This is a genomic window from Kitasatospora sp. NA04385, from assembly GCF_013364235.1.
In the GTDB taxonomy this organism is placed as follows: Bacteria; Actinomycetota; Actinomycetes; order Streptomycetales; family Streptomycetaceae; genus Kitasatospora.
Map to the genome: position 1 here is coordinate 6,336,038 of NZ_CP054919.1, position 16,284 is coordinate 6,352,321.

Below are 16,284 nucleotides of genomic sequence, written 5' to 3' on the forward strand. Positions count from 1 at the left end.
TCCGGCCGAGAGGCCACCGGCGGCGGAGCCGGACCCGCACCCCCGTCGGGTACGGCTCCGCTCCGGCACGCCACCGGGTTCCGGACGGTCCGGCCCGCTCTCCGCCGGCGTCCCGCCCGGGACCGCGCGGAGGCACGGGGACGACGGACGGCGAGGCAGGAGAGGGAGAGATGATCGAGAGCACCATCGGCAGCCGGTGGTTCCGGCGCTACCCGGTGTCGCAGGGCCCGGCCACCCGGCGGCTGGTCTGCCTGCCCCACGCGGGCGGCGCGGCCGGCACCTTCCACGGCTGGGCGGAGCACCTCGGCGCCGGGGTGGAACTGCTGGCGGCCCGCTACCCCGGCCGGCAGGAGCGGATCGCCGAGGAGTGCCTCACCAGCATGGAGGACCTCGCCGACGCGGTCACCGCGGCGCTGCTGCCCCTGCTGGACCTGCCGCTGCACCTGTTCGGCCACAGCATGGGCGCCACCCTCGGCTACGAGGTGGCGCTGCGGCTGGAGCGGGAGCACGGCGTCAGCCCGGCCGGCCTGTACGTCTCCTCCCGCAAGGCGCCGCACCGGGTCACGCCGAACCCCGCCCACCTGGGCGGCGACCGGGAGGTGCTCGACGAACTGCGCTCGCTGGGCGGCACCGAGATGCGGGTGCTCGACGACCCCGACCTGTTCGAGCTGCTGATGCCCGCGATCCGGGCCGACTTCCGGATCGTCGGCACCTACCCGGCCCGGCCGGTGCGGCGGCTGGGCTGCCCGGTGTCCGGCTACGTGGGCGACCGGGACACCGGGATCACCCCGGCCGACATGGCGGCCTGGGCGGACGCGGCGCCCGGGCCGTTCGACCTCCGGGTGTTCCCGGGCGGGCACTTCTACCTGACCGAGCACCGCGAAGCGCTGGTGCGGGACCTCGCCGCCCGGATCGCGTGACCCGGTGACCACCGCGACCCCGCAGACCGCCGCGATCCCGCAGACCGCCGCGGCTCCGGCCGCCGCCGCGCTCCTGCCGCCCGACAGCGGCGTCGGCGTCCTGGACAAGACCTCGCTGCTGTTCGCCGTACTGGCCCGGGGCCCGGCCTCGCTGCGGGCCCTGAGCGAGGCCACCGGCCTGTCCAGGGCGACCGTGTACCGGCTCGCCCTGGCCCTGGAGCGGCTCCGGCTGCTGTCCCGCGACGCGGGCGGGCGGTTCCTGCTCGGCCCGCGGCTGGGCGAACTGGCGGTGGAGTCCTGCCGCGACCGGCTGCTGCAGGGCGCCGAGCACGAACTGGCCGACCTGCGGGTGCGCACCGGGGCCAGCGCCCGGCTCTACCGGCGCCACGGCGGCCAGCGGATCTGCGTGGCCACCGCCGAGGGCCCCGGCACCGGCCGGCCGGCCCGGTCGGCGGAGGGCGTGGCGCTGCCGATGAAGGCCGGTGCGGGCGCCCAGGTGCTGCTGGCCTGGGAGGAGCCGGAGGAGATCACCCGCTCGATCCGGGGCGCCGGCTTCGGCGCGGTCACCCTGACCCGGGTCCGCCAGCAGGGCTGGGCGCAGAGCCTGGGCGTCGGCGAGCTGGGCTTCGGCGCGGCCGCCGTGCCGGTGCGCGGCGTCGCCGGGCGGGTGGTGGCCGCGCTCGTCCTGGACGGCCCGATCACCCTGATGTCCCGCAGCCCGGGGCGGCGGTACGGCGGCCTGCTGATCGACGCGGCGGCCAGGCTCGGCGCCGTGCTGACCTGAACCGGACCGGAATTCCGCCCGCCCCCGGGAATTCCTGACAGTTAGTTGCAGAACGTCTTGTCCGCGCCCGCTCCGGGTCGGTAGAAATCCGTCCGGCCCTTCCTTCCGGAAAACCCGAAGAGATTGGAGGCGGTGATGGCGAGGAAACCGCCGCGCTGGTACTTCTCGTTCGGCAGCGCGTACTCCTGGATGGCGTACCGGGACCTGACCACACGCTATCCGGACGTCGCGGAGGCGATCGAGTGGATCCCGTTCTGGGAGCCGAACGACGACCACCACGACGACCTGGAGTCCTCCGGGGTGCAACTGCCCTACGTGGAGCTCTCCCGGGAGAAGTACGCCTACGTCCTGCAGGACGTGCGCCGGCTGGCCCGCGAGCGCGAGCTGCGGATGGTCTGGCCGGTGGACCGGGCGCCCGACTGGGAGGTCTCGCACCTGGCCTACCTGGTGGCCCGGGACGGCGGGTGCGGCCGGCAGTTCGCCGACGCGGCCTACCGGGCCCGCTGGGAGGAGGGCCGGGACATCTCCTCCCCGGAGGTGATCGCCCGGATCGGCGCGGACCTCGGCCTCGACCCGGCCGCACTGGCCGGCGCCCGGCAGGACCCGCAGGTCCGCGCCCGGGGCCTGGAGGCGCTCAACGCCGCCTACCGGGACGGGGTGTTCGGCGTCCCGTACTTCATCGACGGCTTCCAGCGCTTCTGGGGCGTCGACCGGCTGCCCGGCTTCGTCTCCGCCGTGCGCCACCGTACGGCGGCCGCCCCCGCGGCCGTCCGCTGACCGACGTCACCCGACGTCGGCGGCCGCACCACCCGAACCGACCGACAGGAGTCCGAACCATCATGGCGACCAACCCGTTCGAGGACGACAGCGCCTCCTACTACGTCCTCGTCAACGAGGAGAACCAGCACTCGCTGTGGCCCGCCTTCGCCGAGGTCCCGGCGGGCTGGACCGTCGTGCACGGCCAGGAGAGCCGCGAGTCCTGCCTGGAGTACGTCAACACCCACTGGACGGACATGCGCCCCAAGAGCCTCGTCGAGGCGATGGGCGCCTGACCCGCCGCCGTCCGGCGGCGGCCGTCACCGCCGTCCCCCCCCCCCTGCCCGGCCCCGGTCCGTCCCCGTGCGGACCGGGGCCGGACCGCTGCCCGCTGGCAGCTTGCTGACAGCCTGCGCCCGGGGAGCCGGTCGCACCCCGGCGGCGAACCTAGGGTCGGGTCCGAACGCCCGTGCCGACGACCCCGCCCGGAGGAACGATGACCGCGCTGACCGCCGGGCCCCGGCCGGACTCCGCCCTGGTGGCCCGGCTGGCCCTGGCCGACCGGGAGTTCGCCGACCGCCTCCGGCACGGTCTGGCCGAGGCCGAGACCCGGCTGCGCGAGGTCGCGGCGGACGTGCCCGACGCCCTGATCGCCGAGTGGTCGCGCTACCTGATCGAGGCCGGCGGCAAGCGGCTGCGCCCGCTGCTGGTGCTGCTCGCGGCCGAGTTCGGCCCGGCCGGCCGGGCCGAACTGGCCGACCGGGCCCGGGACGCCGCCGCGCTGGTGGAGCTGGTGCACGTGGCCTCGCTGCACCACGACGACGTGATGGACGGCGCCCGCAGCCGGCACGGCGTGCCGAGCGCCCCGGCCCGCTGGGGCAACCGGACGGCCGTCGCGCTGGGCAACCGGCTGCTGGTCCGGGCCGCCCGGCTCGCCGCGGAGCTCGGCCAGGAGGTGTCCGGCCTGCAGGGCGCCGCCGCCGAACGCCTGGTGCGCGGCCAGCTGCGGGAGCTGACCGGCCCGGCGGAGGGCGAGTCGCCGCTGACCCACCACTTCGAGGTGATCGCCGACAAGACGGCCTCGCTCATCTCGCTGGCCCTGCGGACGGGCGCCACCGTGGCGGGCGCCCCCGCCCCGGCCGTCCGGGCGCTGGCCGAGTACGGGGAGCACCTCGGCACCGTCTTCCAACTCTCCGACGACCTGCTGGACTTCGAGGCCGACCCGGTGGAGTCCGGCAAGGACCCCGGCACCGACCTCGCCGTCGGGGTGCGCACCCTGCCGGTGCTGCTGGCCCTCAGCGAGGACGGGCCGCGCGCGGCCGAACTGCGCGGCCTGCTGGAGGGCGGGCCGCTCACCGACGAGGCCGACCGCCGCCGGGCGGCGGAACTGCTGCGCGGCTCGACCGCGGCGGCGCGGGCCCGGGAACTGCTGCACTCGTACGCGACGGACGCCCGCGAGGCGCTGTCCGCCCTGCCCGACCGGCCGGCCCGGGACGCGCTGGCCGCGCTGGTGGGCGTGGTCGAGCACCGCGCGTCCTGAGGCGGCGGGCACCCCGGCGGGTGTCCGGACGTGCGCGGGGGCCGCCGGGTCGGATCCGACCCGACGGCCCCCGTCCGTCACTGCCCCGTCGCTGCCGGGGTCAGCCGCCGTTGCGGCCGCTGTCCACCAGGTCGGGCCGCGCTCCGGCCGCCGCCGCGGCGGGCTGCTCCTTCAGCCCGGGCCACCAGGCCCGGCGGCCGAGCAGGGTGGTGACGGCGGGCACCAGGAACAGCGCCATGACGAAGGCGGTGAGCAGGATGCCGGAGGCCACCGCGAAGCCCATCTGCTGGAGCATCGAGTTGTCCGCCAGCATCAGGACGCCGAAGGTGCCGGCCAGGATGACGGCCGCGGCGCCCATGGTGGGCGCGGACTGGGCCACCGCGTGCCTGATCGCCGCCCGCGGGTCGTTGCCCGCGCGGATCTCCTCGCGCAGCCGGGCGATCATCAGGATGTTGTAGTCGGTGCCGATCGCCACCACGAACAGGTAGACCAGGATCGGCAGGGTGAACAGGATGCCGTCGGCGCCCTTGACGCCCTGGAAGAGCCAGACCGTGGCGCCCAGGGTGCCGGCGAAGCCGAGGCCGACCGAGAGCATCAGGAACCAGGGGGCGACCGCGCTGCGCAGCAGCAGCCCGAGGATCAGCATGATGGCGATCCCGGCGACCGGGAACACCACGGTGTAGTCGTGGTTGACGGCGGTGCGGATGTCGGCCAGGACGGCGCTGGTGCCGCCGACCAGGGCGCGGCTGCCGTCGGGGGCGGCGGCGTGGGCCTGGGTGCGCAGGGCGCCGCCGACCAGGTCGATCGCCTTCTCCTCGGACGGCTTGTAGGTGAGCGAGACGCTGTACCGGGCGACGGTGCCGTCGCTCGACGCGTCCGGGGCGGAGACCTGGGCGACGCCCTCGATCCGGGTCAGCGCGTCCCGGTAGGCGGACTGCTGCTGCTCGGAGAGCCGGCCCCCGGAGGTGTTCTCCAGGAACACCAGGGTCGGGTCCGCCTGCCCGGCCGAGAAGCTGCGCTGGAGGGTGTTCATCGCCTGCACGGACTCCAGCTTGTCGGGCAGCGAGCCGCCGCTGTCGAAGTCGGCCTTGAAGCCGAACAGGCCGACGGCGAGCGCCACCAGCAGACCGCCGGAGACCGCCGCCACCAGCCCGGGGCGACGGGCCGTCAGGCCGCCGACCTTCTGGGCCAGGGCGCCCTTGGGCTCGCGCTTCCAGGCCTTGGACGGCCAGAAGGCGGCCCGGCCGAGCAGCGCGAACACGGCGGGCACCAGGGTGACCCCGGCGACCAGGCTGACCGCGACCGCGATGGCCAGCGAGGGGCCCATGGCGCGCAGCATGCCCATGGTGGACAGGGTCAGCGCGAGGAAGGCCACCACCACGGCGCCGGCGGCGGAGGCGATGGTCTCGCCGACCCGCGCGACGGCCTCGGCCATCGCGGGGCGCGGCTCCATCCCCGCCCGCAGGAACTCGCGGTAGCGGAAGAGCAGGAACAGCAGGTAGTCGGTGCCGACGCCGAACAGCACCACGATCAGCATGGTGGAGACCGACGGGTCGGCGGTCAGGCCGAAGACGGAGCTGGCGGTGGAGATCAGGCCGGTCGCGGTCAGGTAGACCATCACGATCACGAGCACCGGCAGCAGCGCGATCAGCGGGCTGCGGAAGATGACGCCGAGCAGGACGACGATCAGCAGCAGCGTGGCCATCATGATCATGCCGTCGGTGTTGCTGCCGGAGTCCTTGGTGTCCAGTGCGGTGGCGGCCTGGCCGGTGACGCCGAGCTTGAGGGCGGTGCCGTTCAGCAGCTGCCCGGCGTCCGTCCGCAGTTGCTTGACGTCGTCGGTGACCGGGTCGTCGTAGACGTCCTTGGTGTCGGCGTAGACGTTCGCCAGGCCGACCTTGCCGTCGGGGGAGACCGCGTCGGGGCTGGTGCGCACCTGCTTGAGGTGGGCGTAGCCCTTGGCCTCCAGGGCGGAGGAGACCTTCGCGATGTCGGCCTTGTCGGCGTCGGTGAGCGCGGCGCCGTCGGTGCGCTGGAAGACGGCTATCGCGGCGGGCTGGTCGGGCCCGGGGAAGGCCCGCTCCTGGACGCCGGAGACCTGGACCGACTCGTAGTGCGAGGGCAGGAAGTCGGCCTGGTCGGTGGTCGATTCGAGCTTGGGCGCGAGCGCGGTCAGCGCGACCGTCGCCACCAGCCAGGCCACGACGACCAGCCAGGGCCGGCGGACGACGAACCGTCCGATCCGTGTGAACATGACACTCCTAGCGTTTCGAAGCCCCGGCGCCGGATCGGTGCCGGGTGGGCGACCCGAACCGATTGATTGCGTACGATCAAAGTCCGTGATCGCGGAGGGTGAGGATGCAGCATCGCATCGTCGCCCCCCTCCCCACCCGGGCCGTGGCAGCTTGTGGCCACCCCGCCCGGATCACACCGCCCGCCCGGGCGGGGACGGTTCAGCTTGTGGTCGGCCCCCGGGCGGACGGTGGCGGGCCGGTCCGGGCCCTGCCTACGGTCGGGACCCACCGCCGAACACTCAGAGGGGGGATGGCCGGTGTCCGATGCCGGGTCCACCATGCGCGACCAGTCCGAGGAGCTCCGAAGCCTGCTGGCGGATGTCCGGGCCGGAGACCGGAAGGCCACCGAGGCGCAGCACGCCAAGGGGAAGTTGACCGCGCGGGAGCGGATCGATCTGCTGTTGGACGAGGGTTCGTTCCACGAGGTGGAGCCGTTGCGGCGTCACCGGGCGCAGGGTTTCGGTCTGGAGGGGAAGAAGCCGCACACCGACGGTGTGATCGTGGGGTGGGGCACGGTGCACGGGCGCACGGTGTTCACCTATGCGCACGATTTCCGGATCTTCGGCGGTGCGCTGGGTGAGGCGCACGCGCAGAAGATCCACAAGATCATGGACATGGCCATCGCGGCGGGTGCGCCGCTGGTGTCGCTGAACGACGGCGCCGGCGCCCGCATCCAGGAGGGCGTCACCGCCCTGGCCGGCTACGGCGGCATCTTCCAGCGCAACACCCGCGCGAGCGGGGTGATCCCGCAGATCTCCGTGATGCTCGGCCCCTGCGCCGGCGGCGCCGCCTACAGCCCGGCGCTGACCGACTTCGTGTTCATGGTCCGCGAGACCTCGCAGATGTTCATCACCGGCCCCGACGTCGTGCAGGCCGTCACCGGCGAGAAGATCACCCAGAACGGCCTCGGCGGCGCCGACGTCCACTCCGCCGTCTCCGGCGTCTCCCACTTCGCCTACGACGACGAACCCTCCTGCATCGAGGAAGTGCGCTACCTGCTCTCCCTCCTCCCGCAGAACAACCGCGAGATGCCCCCCGTCGTCGCCGCCGACGACCCCGTCGAGCGCCGCAACGACCCGCTGCTGACACTCGTCCCGGTCGACGGCAACCGCCCCTACGACATGCGCAAGGTGATCGAGGAGGTCGTCGACCACGGCGAGTTCCTCGAAGTCCACGAGCACTGGGCGGGCAACGTGCTGTGCGCGCTGGCCCGGCTCGGCGGCCGGACGGTCGGCCTGGTGGCCAGTCAGCCGCTGTCGCTGGCCGGGGTGCTGGACATCCACGCGAGCGAGAAGGCCGCCCGCTTCGTGCAGTTCTGCGACGCGTTCAACATCCCGCTGGTCACCCTGGTCGACGTGCCCGGCTTCCTGCCCGGCGTCGACCAGGAGCACGGCGGCATCATCCGGCACGGCGCCAAACTCCTCTACGCCTACTGCAACGCCACCGTGCCGCGGATCTCGCTGATCCTGCGCAAGGCCTACGGCGGCGCCTACATCGTGATGGACTCCCAGTCGATCGGCGCCGACCTCTCCTACGCCTGGCCCACCAACGAGATCGCCGTCATGGGCGCCGAAGGCGCCGCCAACGTGATCTTCCGCCGCGAGATCGCCGCCGCCGACGACCCGGACGCGGTGCGCGCCCAGCTGGTCAAGGAGTACACCGCCGAGCTGATGCACCCGTACTACGCGGCCGAACGCGGCCTGGTCGACGACGTCATCGACCCGGCCGAGACCCGGGCCGTGCTGGTCGCGGCGCTGGAGGTGCTGTCCGCCAAGCACGCGGTGCTGCCCAGCCGCAAGCACGGGAACCCGCCGCAGTGAGCGGGGCGGACCCGCTGCTGCGGGTGGTGCGCGGACGGCCGGACGACACCGAACTGGCCGTGCTCGTCGCGGCTCTGACGGCGCGCCGCAGACCGGAGGCCGACGCGGCGGCCCGGCCGGTGCGGGCCGCCCGTTGGGAGCGGGCCGCGCCGCGGCGGGCGGGCGGGGGGCTGGCAGCTTCCTGTCCGCCCGCTTGGCCCGGTGGGGTCCTGGCGGTACCAACGATCTGACCCTAGCGAGACCGAAGAGCCGATGGCCGGCACCGGGGGGTGGTGCGGTGCAGTCGCGCGACCAGGGTGCCGGCCGCGCGAATGGATGTGTCATGTTGCGCGCCAAGAAAACGAGGGGCGTCGAGCGGCCGAACACCCGGCAGACCGCACCCGACCTGGAGTTCCGGCTGCTCGGACCGGTCGAGGCGGTGGCCGGCGGCCGGGAGATCGGACTGGACGGCGCGAAACAGCGCTCCGTCCTGGCCGCGCTGTTGCTGTCCGACGGCCGGATGCTGCCCGACGAGAGACTGCGGGCCCTGATCTGGGGCTGGGACCCGCCGGCCAGTTGGACCGCCCAACTGCACACCTACGCCTCGCGGTTGCGCTGCCGGCTCGGCCCCCAGGTCGAACTGGCCCGGCGCGCCCCCGGCTACCGGCTGGACATCGGCCAGTGCCGGGTCGACCTGTACCAGTTCCGCGAGGGCGCCGAACTCGGCCGCCGGGCCCTGGCGGCCGGAGAGTACGCCCGCGCCGCCCGACTGCTCTCCGGCGCGCTCGCGCACTGGCGCGGCACCCCGCTCACCGGGGCCACCGCCCAGCTCGCGGCGAAGGAACTGCCCGCGCTGGAGGAGGACCGCCTCGCCGCCCTGGAGGACCGGATCGAGGCCGACCTCGCCCTCGGCGGCCACCGGCGCGTCGTCGCCGAACTGCGCGGCCTGGTCGCCGAGCACCCCACCCGGGAGGGCCTGCGCGGACAGCTGATGGCCGCCCTGTACCGCTGCGACCGGCAGGGCGACGCTCTGGAGGTCTACGACCGGGGGCGGCGGCTGCTCGCCGAGGAGCTGGGCGTCTTCCCGGGCCCGACCCTGCAGGAACTGCACGGCCGGATCCTCACCAACACCCTGTCCGGCCCGGCCGCCGCCGAACGGCCCGCCGTCCGGCTGTCCGCCCCCTCCGCCCCGCCCGCCCCGCCCGGGCCGGTGCCCGGGCCCGGCGCGTGGGACGGGCTCGTCCCGGCGATGCTGCCGCCCGCCGCCGCCGACTTCACCGGACGCCGGGGCCACCTGGCCGCGCTGCGGGCCGCCGTGGTCGGCGGGCCACCGGGCCGCCGGGCCCGGTCCGGACGGCCCGTCGGCCCCGCCGGTCCGGTCGTGCTCACCGGCGGCGCCGGGTGCGGGAAGTCCGCGCTCGCCGTCCAGGCCGCGCACCTGGCCCGGTCCGCCTTCCCCGGCGGCGTGCTCTACGCGGACCTGCGCGGCCCCGGCGGCCCCGCCCGCGGCCCGGCCGGGGTGCTCCGTTCCTTCCTGCGCGCCCTCGGCGCGGACGGGCGCGAACTCCCTTCCGGCACCGATGAGTTGATCCTCCTCTACCGCAGCAGGCTGGCCGGGCGGAAGATCCTGGTGGTGCTGGACAACGCCCGCGACGAACGCTCCGTCCGCCCGCTGCTCACCCCCGACGCCTGCGGCCGCACCATCGTCACCAGCCGCTGCGCCCTGCCCACCATCGAGGGGGCGCAGCGCCTCCAGGTCGGCCCGCTGGAGTTCCCCGAGGCGTACCGGCTGCTCGTCGCGGCCGGACGGGAACGGGCCGGCGCCGACCCGGAAGCCACCGCCCGGATCGTCGAGTTCTGCGACCGGCTGCCGCTCGCCCTGCGGATCTGCGCGTCCCGGCTGGCCGCCCAGCCGCACTGGACGGCCGCCCGGCTGGCCGACCGGCTCGCCCCCGACGAACGCCGGCTGGACGAACTGCGCCTGGGCGAACTGGACGTCCGGGCCACCCTGGCGGAGGACCTGCCGGGGCTCCGACCGGCCGTCCGCACCGCCCTGGGGGCACTGGCGAGGTCCGGCGCCGACAGCGTCACCCCGGCGGAGGCCGCCGGGGTGCTGCGCTGCTGCGAGCGGGAGGCCGAGGAGGCGCTGGAGCTGCTCACCGCGGCCCGGCTGCTGACCGTCGACCCGGGCCCGGCCGAACTGCGCTACCGGATGGCGTCGCTGGTCCGCCTGGTGGTCCGGGAGCAGCCGGCCGCCGCGCTCGCGGCCTGAGCGGACGGCTGCCCCCGGGCGGGGTCGCGGCAGGGTCAGCCGCAGCCGCCGGCGTGGCCGAAGTCCAGGCTGCGGGCGGGCATCGGCGCGGTCGCGGCCAGCAGTTCCGGGTCGGCGAGGAGCAGTTCGAGGTCGAGGTGCTCCGGGCCGTCCTGGACGGCGGCGGGGTCGGTGGTGGTCTCCATGGTTCCTCCGGTTCTCTGCGGGTCTCTCTACGGGGTCTCGCTGGCGGGGTCTTCGGTCCTCGGCGGTGCCGGGACCGCCCGGCGGTGGGTCAGCCGTCGATCAGCCGGGCGAACGCGACGGTGTCGAACACGTCCTCCATCCGGACGGCCAGCCCGTCCCGGAAGGTCCAGGAGTGCACGAAGGACAGGTTCTCGGTGCGGCCGCCCAGCGAGGTGACGTCGCGGACGCCGAACACCACCACCCGGTCCCCGGAGTGCAGGAACTCCCGCGGCTCCAGCCGCATCCCGCCCAGGACGGACGGGACCCGGCCGAGGAACTCCCGGACGCCCCGGTGGCCGTGCTTGGTGCCGCCGAGGCCGTACCCGGCCAGGCCCTCGGGGTGGACCCACTCGATCTCCGGGTCCATGGTGGCCAGCAGCGCGGCCACGTCCCGGTCGTGGAAGGCGCGGTAGGCGGCGCGGACGGCCGCGAGGTTGTCGTGCGCGACGGGCGCGGGGACGGGTGTGGGAACGGGCATGGGGACGGGCTCCTCAGCGGGGGACGGGGTCGAGGCGGGCGGCCCCGGCGGGCGCGGGCGCGGCGGCGGGCGCGGGCGTCAGGTGCTCGGGCCGCAGGTGGTCGGGGTGCAGCGCCTCCAGCGTCCGGCGGATGCCCTCGCGCCAGTCGACCAGGCACGGGCCGGTCAGACGGCGGCGCAGCGCCGGGTCGAACCGGTAGGTCTCCCGGGTGACCGCACTGGGCTCCAGCAGCGCGGGCACCCCGGTCAGCTCCTCCAGGTGCCGCAGGCAGTCGGTGATCCCGACCGCCTCGTCCCCGCCCCAGTTGACCAGGGTCGCGGGCACCGAGGCGGCCTCCCACAGCGCCGGCACCTGCCGGACGATGTCGTCGGTGTGGATCGGGGAGCACCAGTTCTGGCCCTCCAGCGGGACGGGCACCGGCTGCCCGGCCAGCATCCGCCGGAAGTACAGCATCGGCACGCCGCCGTAACCCCCGGGCCCGTAGGCGATGTTGAGCCGGGCGATGGTGGTGGGCAGCCCGAGCACCCGGGCCAGCGCGCGGACCGCGCCCTCGGTGGCGATCTTGCCGACCGGGTAGGCGGGCAGCCAGTCCGCGACGCCGTCCACCGGGTCGTCCTCGGTGTAGGCGTGGTCGAGGGTCTGCCGGGCGTACAGCGCGCCGGTCGACACGTACAGGAAGGACTCGGCGGAGCGGCAGTGCGCCATCAGCCGGCCGGTGGCGGTGGTGTTGACGTGCACCGTCCGGTTGAAGTCGCCGTCGTCGCCGCGCCGCACCGCCGAGTGGACGACGTGGGTGAAGTCTTCCGGCAGGCCCGCGTAGGCGCCGTCCGAGTCGTCCTCCATGTCCCACCGCCAGGTGGTGACGCCCCGGGCGCGCAGCTGCTCCTCGACGCCGGGGGTGCCGAAGCGGCCCAGGCACCACACCTCGTTGTGCTCGGCCAGCGCCTCCGCCACCGGCCGGGCGACCTGCCCGGTGCCGCCGGTCACCAGGATCTTCTTGCCCCTCACGCGTCCGCCCCCATCGCCCGGTCCAGTTCCTCGCGCAGGATCGCCTGGAAGGCCGCCACGTGCTGCGGGCCCATCAGGGTGTAGTGCTCGCCCGGCACCGCCACGTACCGGGTGTCCTCCTCGGTGAAGTCGTCCCAGCGGCGCAGCTCCTTCTCCAGCCAGTCGGCCCTGGTGCCGCGCAGCGGCTCGGCGTGGAAGACCGTCATCGCGCGGACCGTGCCCTCCGGCCGGTACGAGCGGCCCAGGTCGGTGAGCCGGTCGGCGAGGTCGGCCCAGTTGGCGAACCGCTCCCGGTCCAGGTCGAGTTCGGCGATCCGGGCGGGCGGCGCGAGGGCCAGCAGCCGGTCGATCTGCTCGTCCTGCGGCAGGCCGCGCAGCTGCCCGGGCAGCTCCCCGGCCTGCCGCTTGTCGACCAGCGCCAGGAAGAAGGCCAGGTTGACGGCGGTCTCGACGAAGTCCAGCTCGTCCATCCGGTACTTGATGTGCGGCGGCAGGTTGAAGCTGCCCAGGAAGCCGACCCGCTCGCCCGCCCGCTCCAGCTGCTTGGCGATCTCGAAGGCCACCGCGGCGCCGAAGGAGTACCCGGCGAGGGCGTACGGGCCGTGCGGCTGCCGGGCCCGGATCGCCGCCACGTAGCTGTCGACCATTTCTTCGAAGGTCCGGAACGGCTTCTCGCCCTCGTTGAAGCCGCGGGCCCGCAGCGCGTGGAACGGCCGCTCCCCGACGAAGTACCGGGCCAGGTTGACGAAGACCAGCACCTCGCCGACCCCCGGGTGGACGCAGAACAGCGGCGTGCGGTCGCCACCGGTCTGCATCGGCACCACCGGGTCGTACGCCGTCTCACCCAGCCCCCGCGGCTGGGTGAGACGGCTCGCCAGCGAGCGCACGGTCGGCGCGTTCAGCAGGGTGATCACCGGCAGGTCCGCGACGCCGAGGCGGGCCGTGATCCGGCCGCGCAGCCGCAGGATGTCCAGCGAGGTGCCGCCCAGGTCGAAGAAGCTCGCGGTGGCGCTGATCCGCTCCGGCGCGGTGTCGAACAGCTCGGCGTAGATCTCCGCCAGCGCCGTCTCCACCTCCCCCTGCGGGGCGCTGTGCCCGCCGAGGTGGAGTTCGGTCAGCTCCTCGGCCGCGCGCAGCTCCCGCTCGTACCCGCCGGACTCCAGGCGCCGGCGCATCAGCGAGCGCTGGATCTTGCCCAGGCTGGTCTTCGGGAAGGCCTCCAGCGGCAGCGGCAGCACCAGGGCCGGCCGGAACCCCCAGGTCATCACGGTGCTGCTGCGGACCGCCACCATCGCCCGGTAGCGCCCCGCGGCGTCCTCCTCGGGCAGCGGGCAGTGGAAGGCCACCACCAGCTGCTCGGTGTCGCCGCCCGGGCGGACCGGGAACGCGGCGACGTACGAGGGGCTGACCCCGTCCAGGCGCTCCAGCACGCTCTCCAGCTCGTGGCTGAAGTAGTTGACCCCGTTGACGATCACGCTGTCCTTGCTGCGCCCGACCAGGGTGAGCCGCCCCCCGTCGATCCGGCCCAGGTCGCCGCTGCGGAACCAGCCGTCGGCGGTGAACGCCGCCGCGGTCGCCGCCGCGTCGTTGTGGTACCCGGAGGTGATCATCGGGCCGGTCAGCTGGAGCTCGCCGACCTCGCCCTCGGGCAGCGCGCGGTCCGCGGGGTCGGCGACCCGGATCCGCAGCCCCGCCACCGGCGTGCCCAGGTCGGCGAACTCCCGGCCCCCGTCGCCCTCCGGGAAGGCGAGCGAGTAGACGCTGCCCGCGCAGGTCTCGGTCATCCCGAAGGCCGGCCACAGCGCCGCCGGGTCCAGGCCGTACGGGGCGTAGTGCGCCAGGAAGGCCCGGCCGGTCGCGCGGACCACGGCCTCGCCGCCGCTGACGATGTGCCGCAGCCGGGACAGGTCCAGCCCCGCCAGGTCGACCGCCGGGAGCCGCTCGGCGGCCGAGACCAGCAGGCCGAGCAGGAAGTTGGGGGTGAAGGTCATCGTCACGCCGTGCTCGGAGGCCAGCCGGAGGAACTCCAGCGGCTCCCCGAGCACCGTCCCCGGCTGCACGTGCACCTGGCGGCAGCCCGCCCACAGCGGCAGCAGGTGGCACTCCAGCAGCGCGGCGACGTGGTCGAAGGACACCCAGTTCATCGAGGTGTCGGCGGGGGTGAGCCGGTGGTAGCCGTTCTTCCCGGCCATCGACGCCAGCAGGTTGGCGTGGCTGAGCCTGACCGCCTTGGGCAGGCCGGTCGACCCCGAGGTCAGCACCAGTACGGCGTCGTCCTCCGGCGCGGCCCGGTGCACCGGCTCCGCGGCGGGGTCGCCGCCGGTCGGCAGCAGTCCGTCGACGGTGGCCACCACCAGGCCCGGCACCTCGGGCAGCTCCCGGGCCAGTTCCCCGTCGGTGACCACCAGCGGCCCGTCCAGCAGGTCCCGGACGTGGGCGAGTTGCGCCGCCCAGCGCTCCCGGTCGGTGCGCACCGGCGTCATCGGGCACGGGACGAAACCGCCGAGCTGCGCGGCCCAGAACGCGGTCAGGAACTGCGCCTGGTCCTCCAGCAGCAGAACCACCTTGTCCTGCGGCCGCAGCCCGCGGGCCCGCAGCCCGGCCAGCAGCCGGCGTGCCTCGTACAGGAGTTGGACGTGGCTCTGCTCCCGGTGATCGGAGCCCGCGCCGCCGGAGCAGTAGCGGATGCCGTTCTCCGGCTGCTGCTCGGCGGCTCCGAGCAGCAGGTCGACGCTGGTGCGCGGGGGGTTCGTCATGGTTGCTCCATCGCGTGGCTCTCGTGGTACCCGGCTGGCGGGTGGGGAAGGAGGCCCTCGTCCGAACGGGCGGGGGAGGAGGTGAACCATCGGGCCGGGGAAGCTGTGGGGCCCTCGGTGACCACCGGGGCTGCTGTGGTGAAACGGTAGGTGCGGCCCACCTGGTGGGACAGCCGGTGGCCTGAAGAAGACGCGCGTCCGTTACGGCTGGTCACGGCAGTGCGGCGCAGGGTGCCGGAAGCGGAGGGCGGGGGCACTGCTTGGGCGGCTGCTCGGCATCTTGCTGTCGCGATGGTGTCGGGCCCTCCATCGAGCTGATGTTCTGTTATATGGGCCGTGCGGCACGCGATCTGACGGAGCGTCCGCCGGTTCGCCGGGGTCGGTGCCGCGCCGGTGGCACCCGGCGGCCGGGCTGTCGGTGGCGGCGGGCAGGATGAGCGGGGCGAAAGGAGTTTCGTTGACCGGGACCGGCCGTCGAACTAGGGTGTGAGTGATCTCTGTTCCATTTGTGCGCCTCCCATCGAAGGGGTTTTCGCCCCGGACGGCAGGGGCTTCCGGTCGTTCCGGAACGTGCACAAACGGATAAGCGCGGGATGGATCAACGGGGGCAGGACATCATGCTTTTTGGGAACTTGACGAAATCGGAAGGCGATCTTTCGAAAGTGCACGCGGAGCGTGTGGAAGAGACTCTGCTCCAAGCCAGAGCCTTGATCGAATCCACCGTCTCGATGCACCGCCGGCGCAGCGACGGGCCGGCCCCGGTGTCGCGCACCGACGCCGGGGCGGTCGGCGACACGATGGAACAGCTGATCGCCGGAGCCCGCCGCTCGGTGAGCCTGGCCCTGGTCGCGGACGGCAAGTTCGCCGCCGAGGCCCGGCGGATCCTCGCCGCCCGCCCGCAACGCGTCCCCGGCTCGCCCGCTCCGGTGCTGCGCGTGCTCTGCGTCGGCGCGGCCACCCGGGACGCCGTCGAACTGCTGACCAATCCGTACCTGCCGCAGACCGAGGTGCGGGTGACCGAGACCGACCTGCGCGAGGTGATGGTCGTCGACGGGCGCGGCGCCCTGGTCCGCTCCGCGGCCGGCCACGCCGACGGGGCCGCCGTGGCCGTCCACGACACCGCCGTGGTGCGCGCCCTCGACCTGCTCTTCGCCGGAGCCTGGTCCCGGGCCCGCCCGCTGGCGCGCCACCTGGACTTCCGCCCGCGCCTCGACCACGACCAGGCCCGGCGCGTGCTGGAGATGCTCAGCGACGGCCGCACCGACGAGTCCGCCGCCCAGCAGCTGGGCGTCTCGCTGCGCACCTACCGCCGCCACGTGGCGGAGATCATGCGCGAACTCGGCGCCAACTCGCGCTTCCAGGCCGGGTTCAGGGCGGTCGAGCTGGGCCTCATGCCCAGGTCGGCGTGAAGGGAGACGGCCCGGGGGGCGACCGTCCACCGGGGCCGTACC

The 16,284-nt window shown here is 74.5% G+C and carries 14 protein-coding genes; 9 read left to right on the forward strand and 5 right to left on the reverse strand.

Annotation, left to right across the window (positions count from 1 at the left end; translation table 11 throughout):
* The first annotated feature begins 170 nt into the window (after positions 1-170).
* From HUT16_RS28045 to HUT16_RS28065, 5 genes are all read left to right on the forward strand, one after another.
* Positions 171-920 carry a thioesterase II family protein gene (locus HUT16_RS28045; RefSeq protein WP_176190828.1) on the forward strand — a complete coding sequence of 250 codons (750 nt, stop codon included), beginning with the start codon at positions 171-173 and terminating at the stop codon, positions 918-920.
* Positions 921-993: 73 nt separating this feature from the next.
* Positions 994-1,704 (forward strand): IclR family transcriptional regulator, encoded by a 711-nt coding sequence (locus HUT16_RS28050; RefSeq protein ID WP_176192904.1) that lies wholly within the window; start codon positions 994-996, stop codon positions 1,702-1,704.
* Positions 1,705-1,839: 135 nt separating this feature from the next.
* On the forward strand, positions 1,840-2,481 hold the full coding sequence (locus HUT16_RS28055) for a 2-hydroxychromene-2-carboxylate isomerase (RefSeq protein WP_176190829.1): 642 nt from the start codon (positions 1,840-1,842) through the stop codon (positions 2,479-2,481).
* A 62-nt stretch (positions 2,482-2,543) separates the two neighbouring features.
* Positions 2,544-2,756 carry an MbtH family protein gene (locus tag HUT16_RS28060; protein ID WP_176190830.1) on the forward strand — a complete coding sequence of 71 codons (213 nt, stop codon included), beginning with the start codon at positions 2,544-2,546 and terminating at the stop codon, positions 2,754-2,756.
* Positions 2,757-2,956: 200 nt separating this feature from the next.
* Positions 2,957-4,000: a polyprenyl synthetase family protein gene (locus HUT16_RS28065; RefSeq protein WP_176190831.1), complete on the forward strand. Its 1,044-nt coding sequence runs from the start codon at positions 2,957-2,959 to the stop codon at positions 3,998-4,000.
* A gap of 100 nt (positions 4,001-4,100) precedes the next feature.
* On the opposite strand, the gene HUT16_RS28070 is transcribed toward HUT16_RS28065, so the two are convergent.
* On the reverse strand, positions 4,101-6,254 hold the full coding sequence (locus tag HUT16_RS28070) for an MMPL family transporter (protein ID WP_176190832.1): 2,154 nt from the start codon (positions 6,252-6,254) through the stop codon (positions 4,101-4,103).
* Positions 6,255-6,572: 318 nt separating this feature from the next.
* Here HUT16_RS28070 and HUT16_RS28075 point away from each other — a divergent pair, with 318 nt between their 5' ends.
* From HUT16_RS28075 to HUT16_RS28085, 3 genes are all read left to right on the forward strand, one after another.
* Positions 6,573-8,114, forward strand: a complete 1,542-nt coding sequence (locus tag HUT16_RS28075) for an acyl-CoA carboxylase subunit beta (protein WP_176192905.1) — start codon at positions 6,573-6,575, stop codon at positions 8,112-8,114.
* A gap of 23 nt (positions 8,115-8,137) precedes the next feature.
* Positions 8,138-8,344, forward strand: coding sequence for an acyl-CoA carboxylase epsilon subunit (locus HUT16_RS39870; protein ID WP_368662746.1), 207 nt, complete (start codon positions 8,138-8,140; stop codon positions 8,342-8,344).
* 92 nt (positions 8,345-8,436) lie between these two features.
* The gene (locus HUT16_RS28085) at positions 8,437-10,365 is read left to right on the forward strand and encodes an AfsR/SARP family transcriptional regulator (protein ID WP_254898019.1); all 1,929 of its coding nucleotides are present in this window, start codon (positions 8,437-8,439) and stop codon (positions 10,363-10,365) included.
* Between the two features lie 35 nt (positions 10,366-10,400).
* On the opposite strand, the gene HUT16_RS28090 is transcribed toward HUT16_RS28085, so the two are convergent.
* The 4 genes from HUT16_RS28090 to HUT16_RS28105 form a co-directional block, all read right to left on the reverse strand.
* Positions 10,401-10,550 carry a hypothetical protein gene (locus tag HUT16_RS28090; RefSeq protein WP_176190834.1) on the reverse strand — a complete coding sequence of 50 codons (150 nt, stop codon included), beginning with the start codon at positions 10,548-10,550 and terminating at the stop codon, positions 10,401-10,403.
* Between the two features lie 89 nt (positions 10,551-10,639).
* Positions 10,640-11,068, reverse strand: coding sequence for a nuclear transport factor 2 family protein (locus tag HUT16_RS28095; protein ID WP_176190835.1), 429 nt, complete (start codon positions 11,066-11,068; stop codon positions 10,640-10,642).
* Positions 11,069-11,081: 13 nt separating this feature from the next.
* A complete protein-coding gene (locus tag HUT16_RS28100; protein WP_176190836.1) occupies positions 11,082-12,077 on the reverse strand; it encodes an NAD(P)-dependent oxidoreductase in 996 nt (331 codons plus the stop codon).
* On the reverse strand, positions 12,074-14,833 hold the full coding sequence (locus HUT16_RS28105; protein ID WP_217712100.1) for a non-ribosomal peptide synthetase: 2,760 nt from the start codon (positions 14,831-14,833) through the stop codon (positions 12,074-12,076). Before HUT16_RS28105 ends, HUT16_RS28100 begins: the two co-directional genes overlap by 4 nt.
* Before the next feature lie 707 nt (positions 14,834-15,540).
* Here HUT16_RS28105 and HUT16_RS28110 point away from each other — a divergent pair.
* Positions 15,541-16,242 (forward strand): helix-turn-helix transcriptional regulator, encoded by a 702-nt coding sequence (locus tag HUT16_RS28110; protein WP_254898020.1) that lies wholly within the window; start codon positions 15,541-15,543, stop codon positions 16,240-16,242.
* Positions 16,243-16,284: the final 42 nt, after the last annotated feature.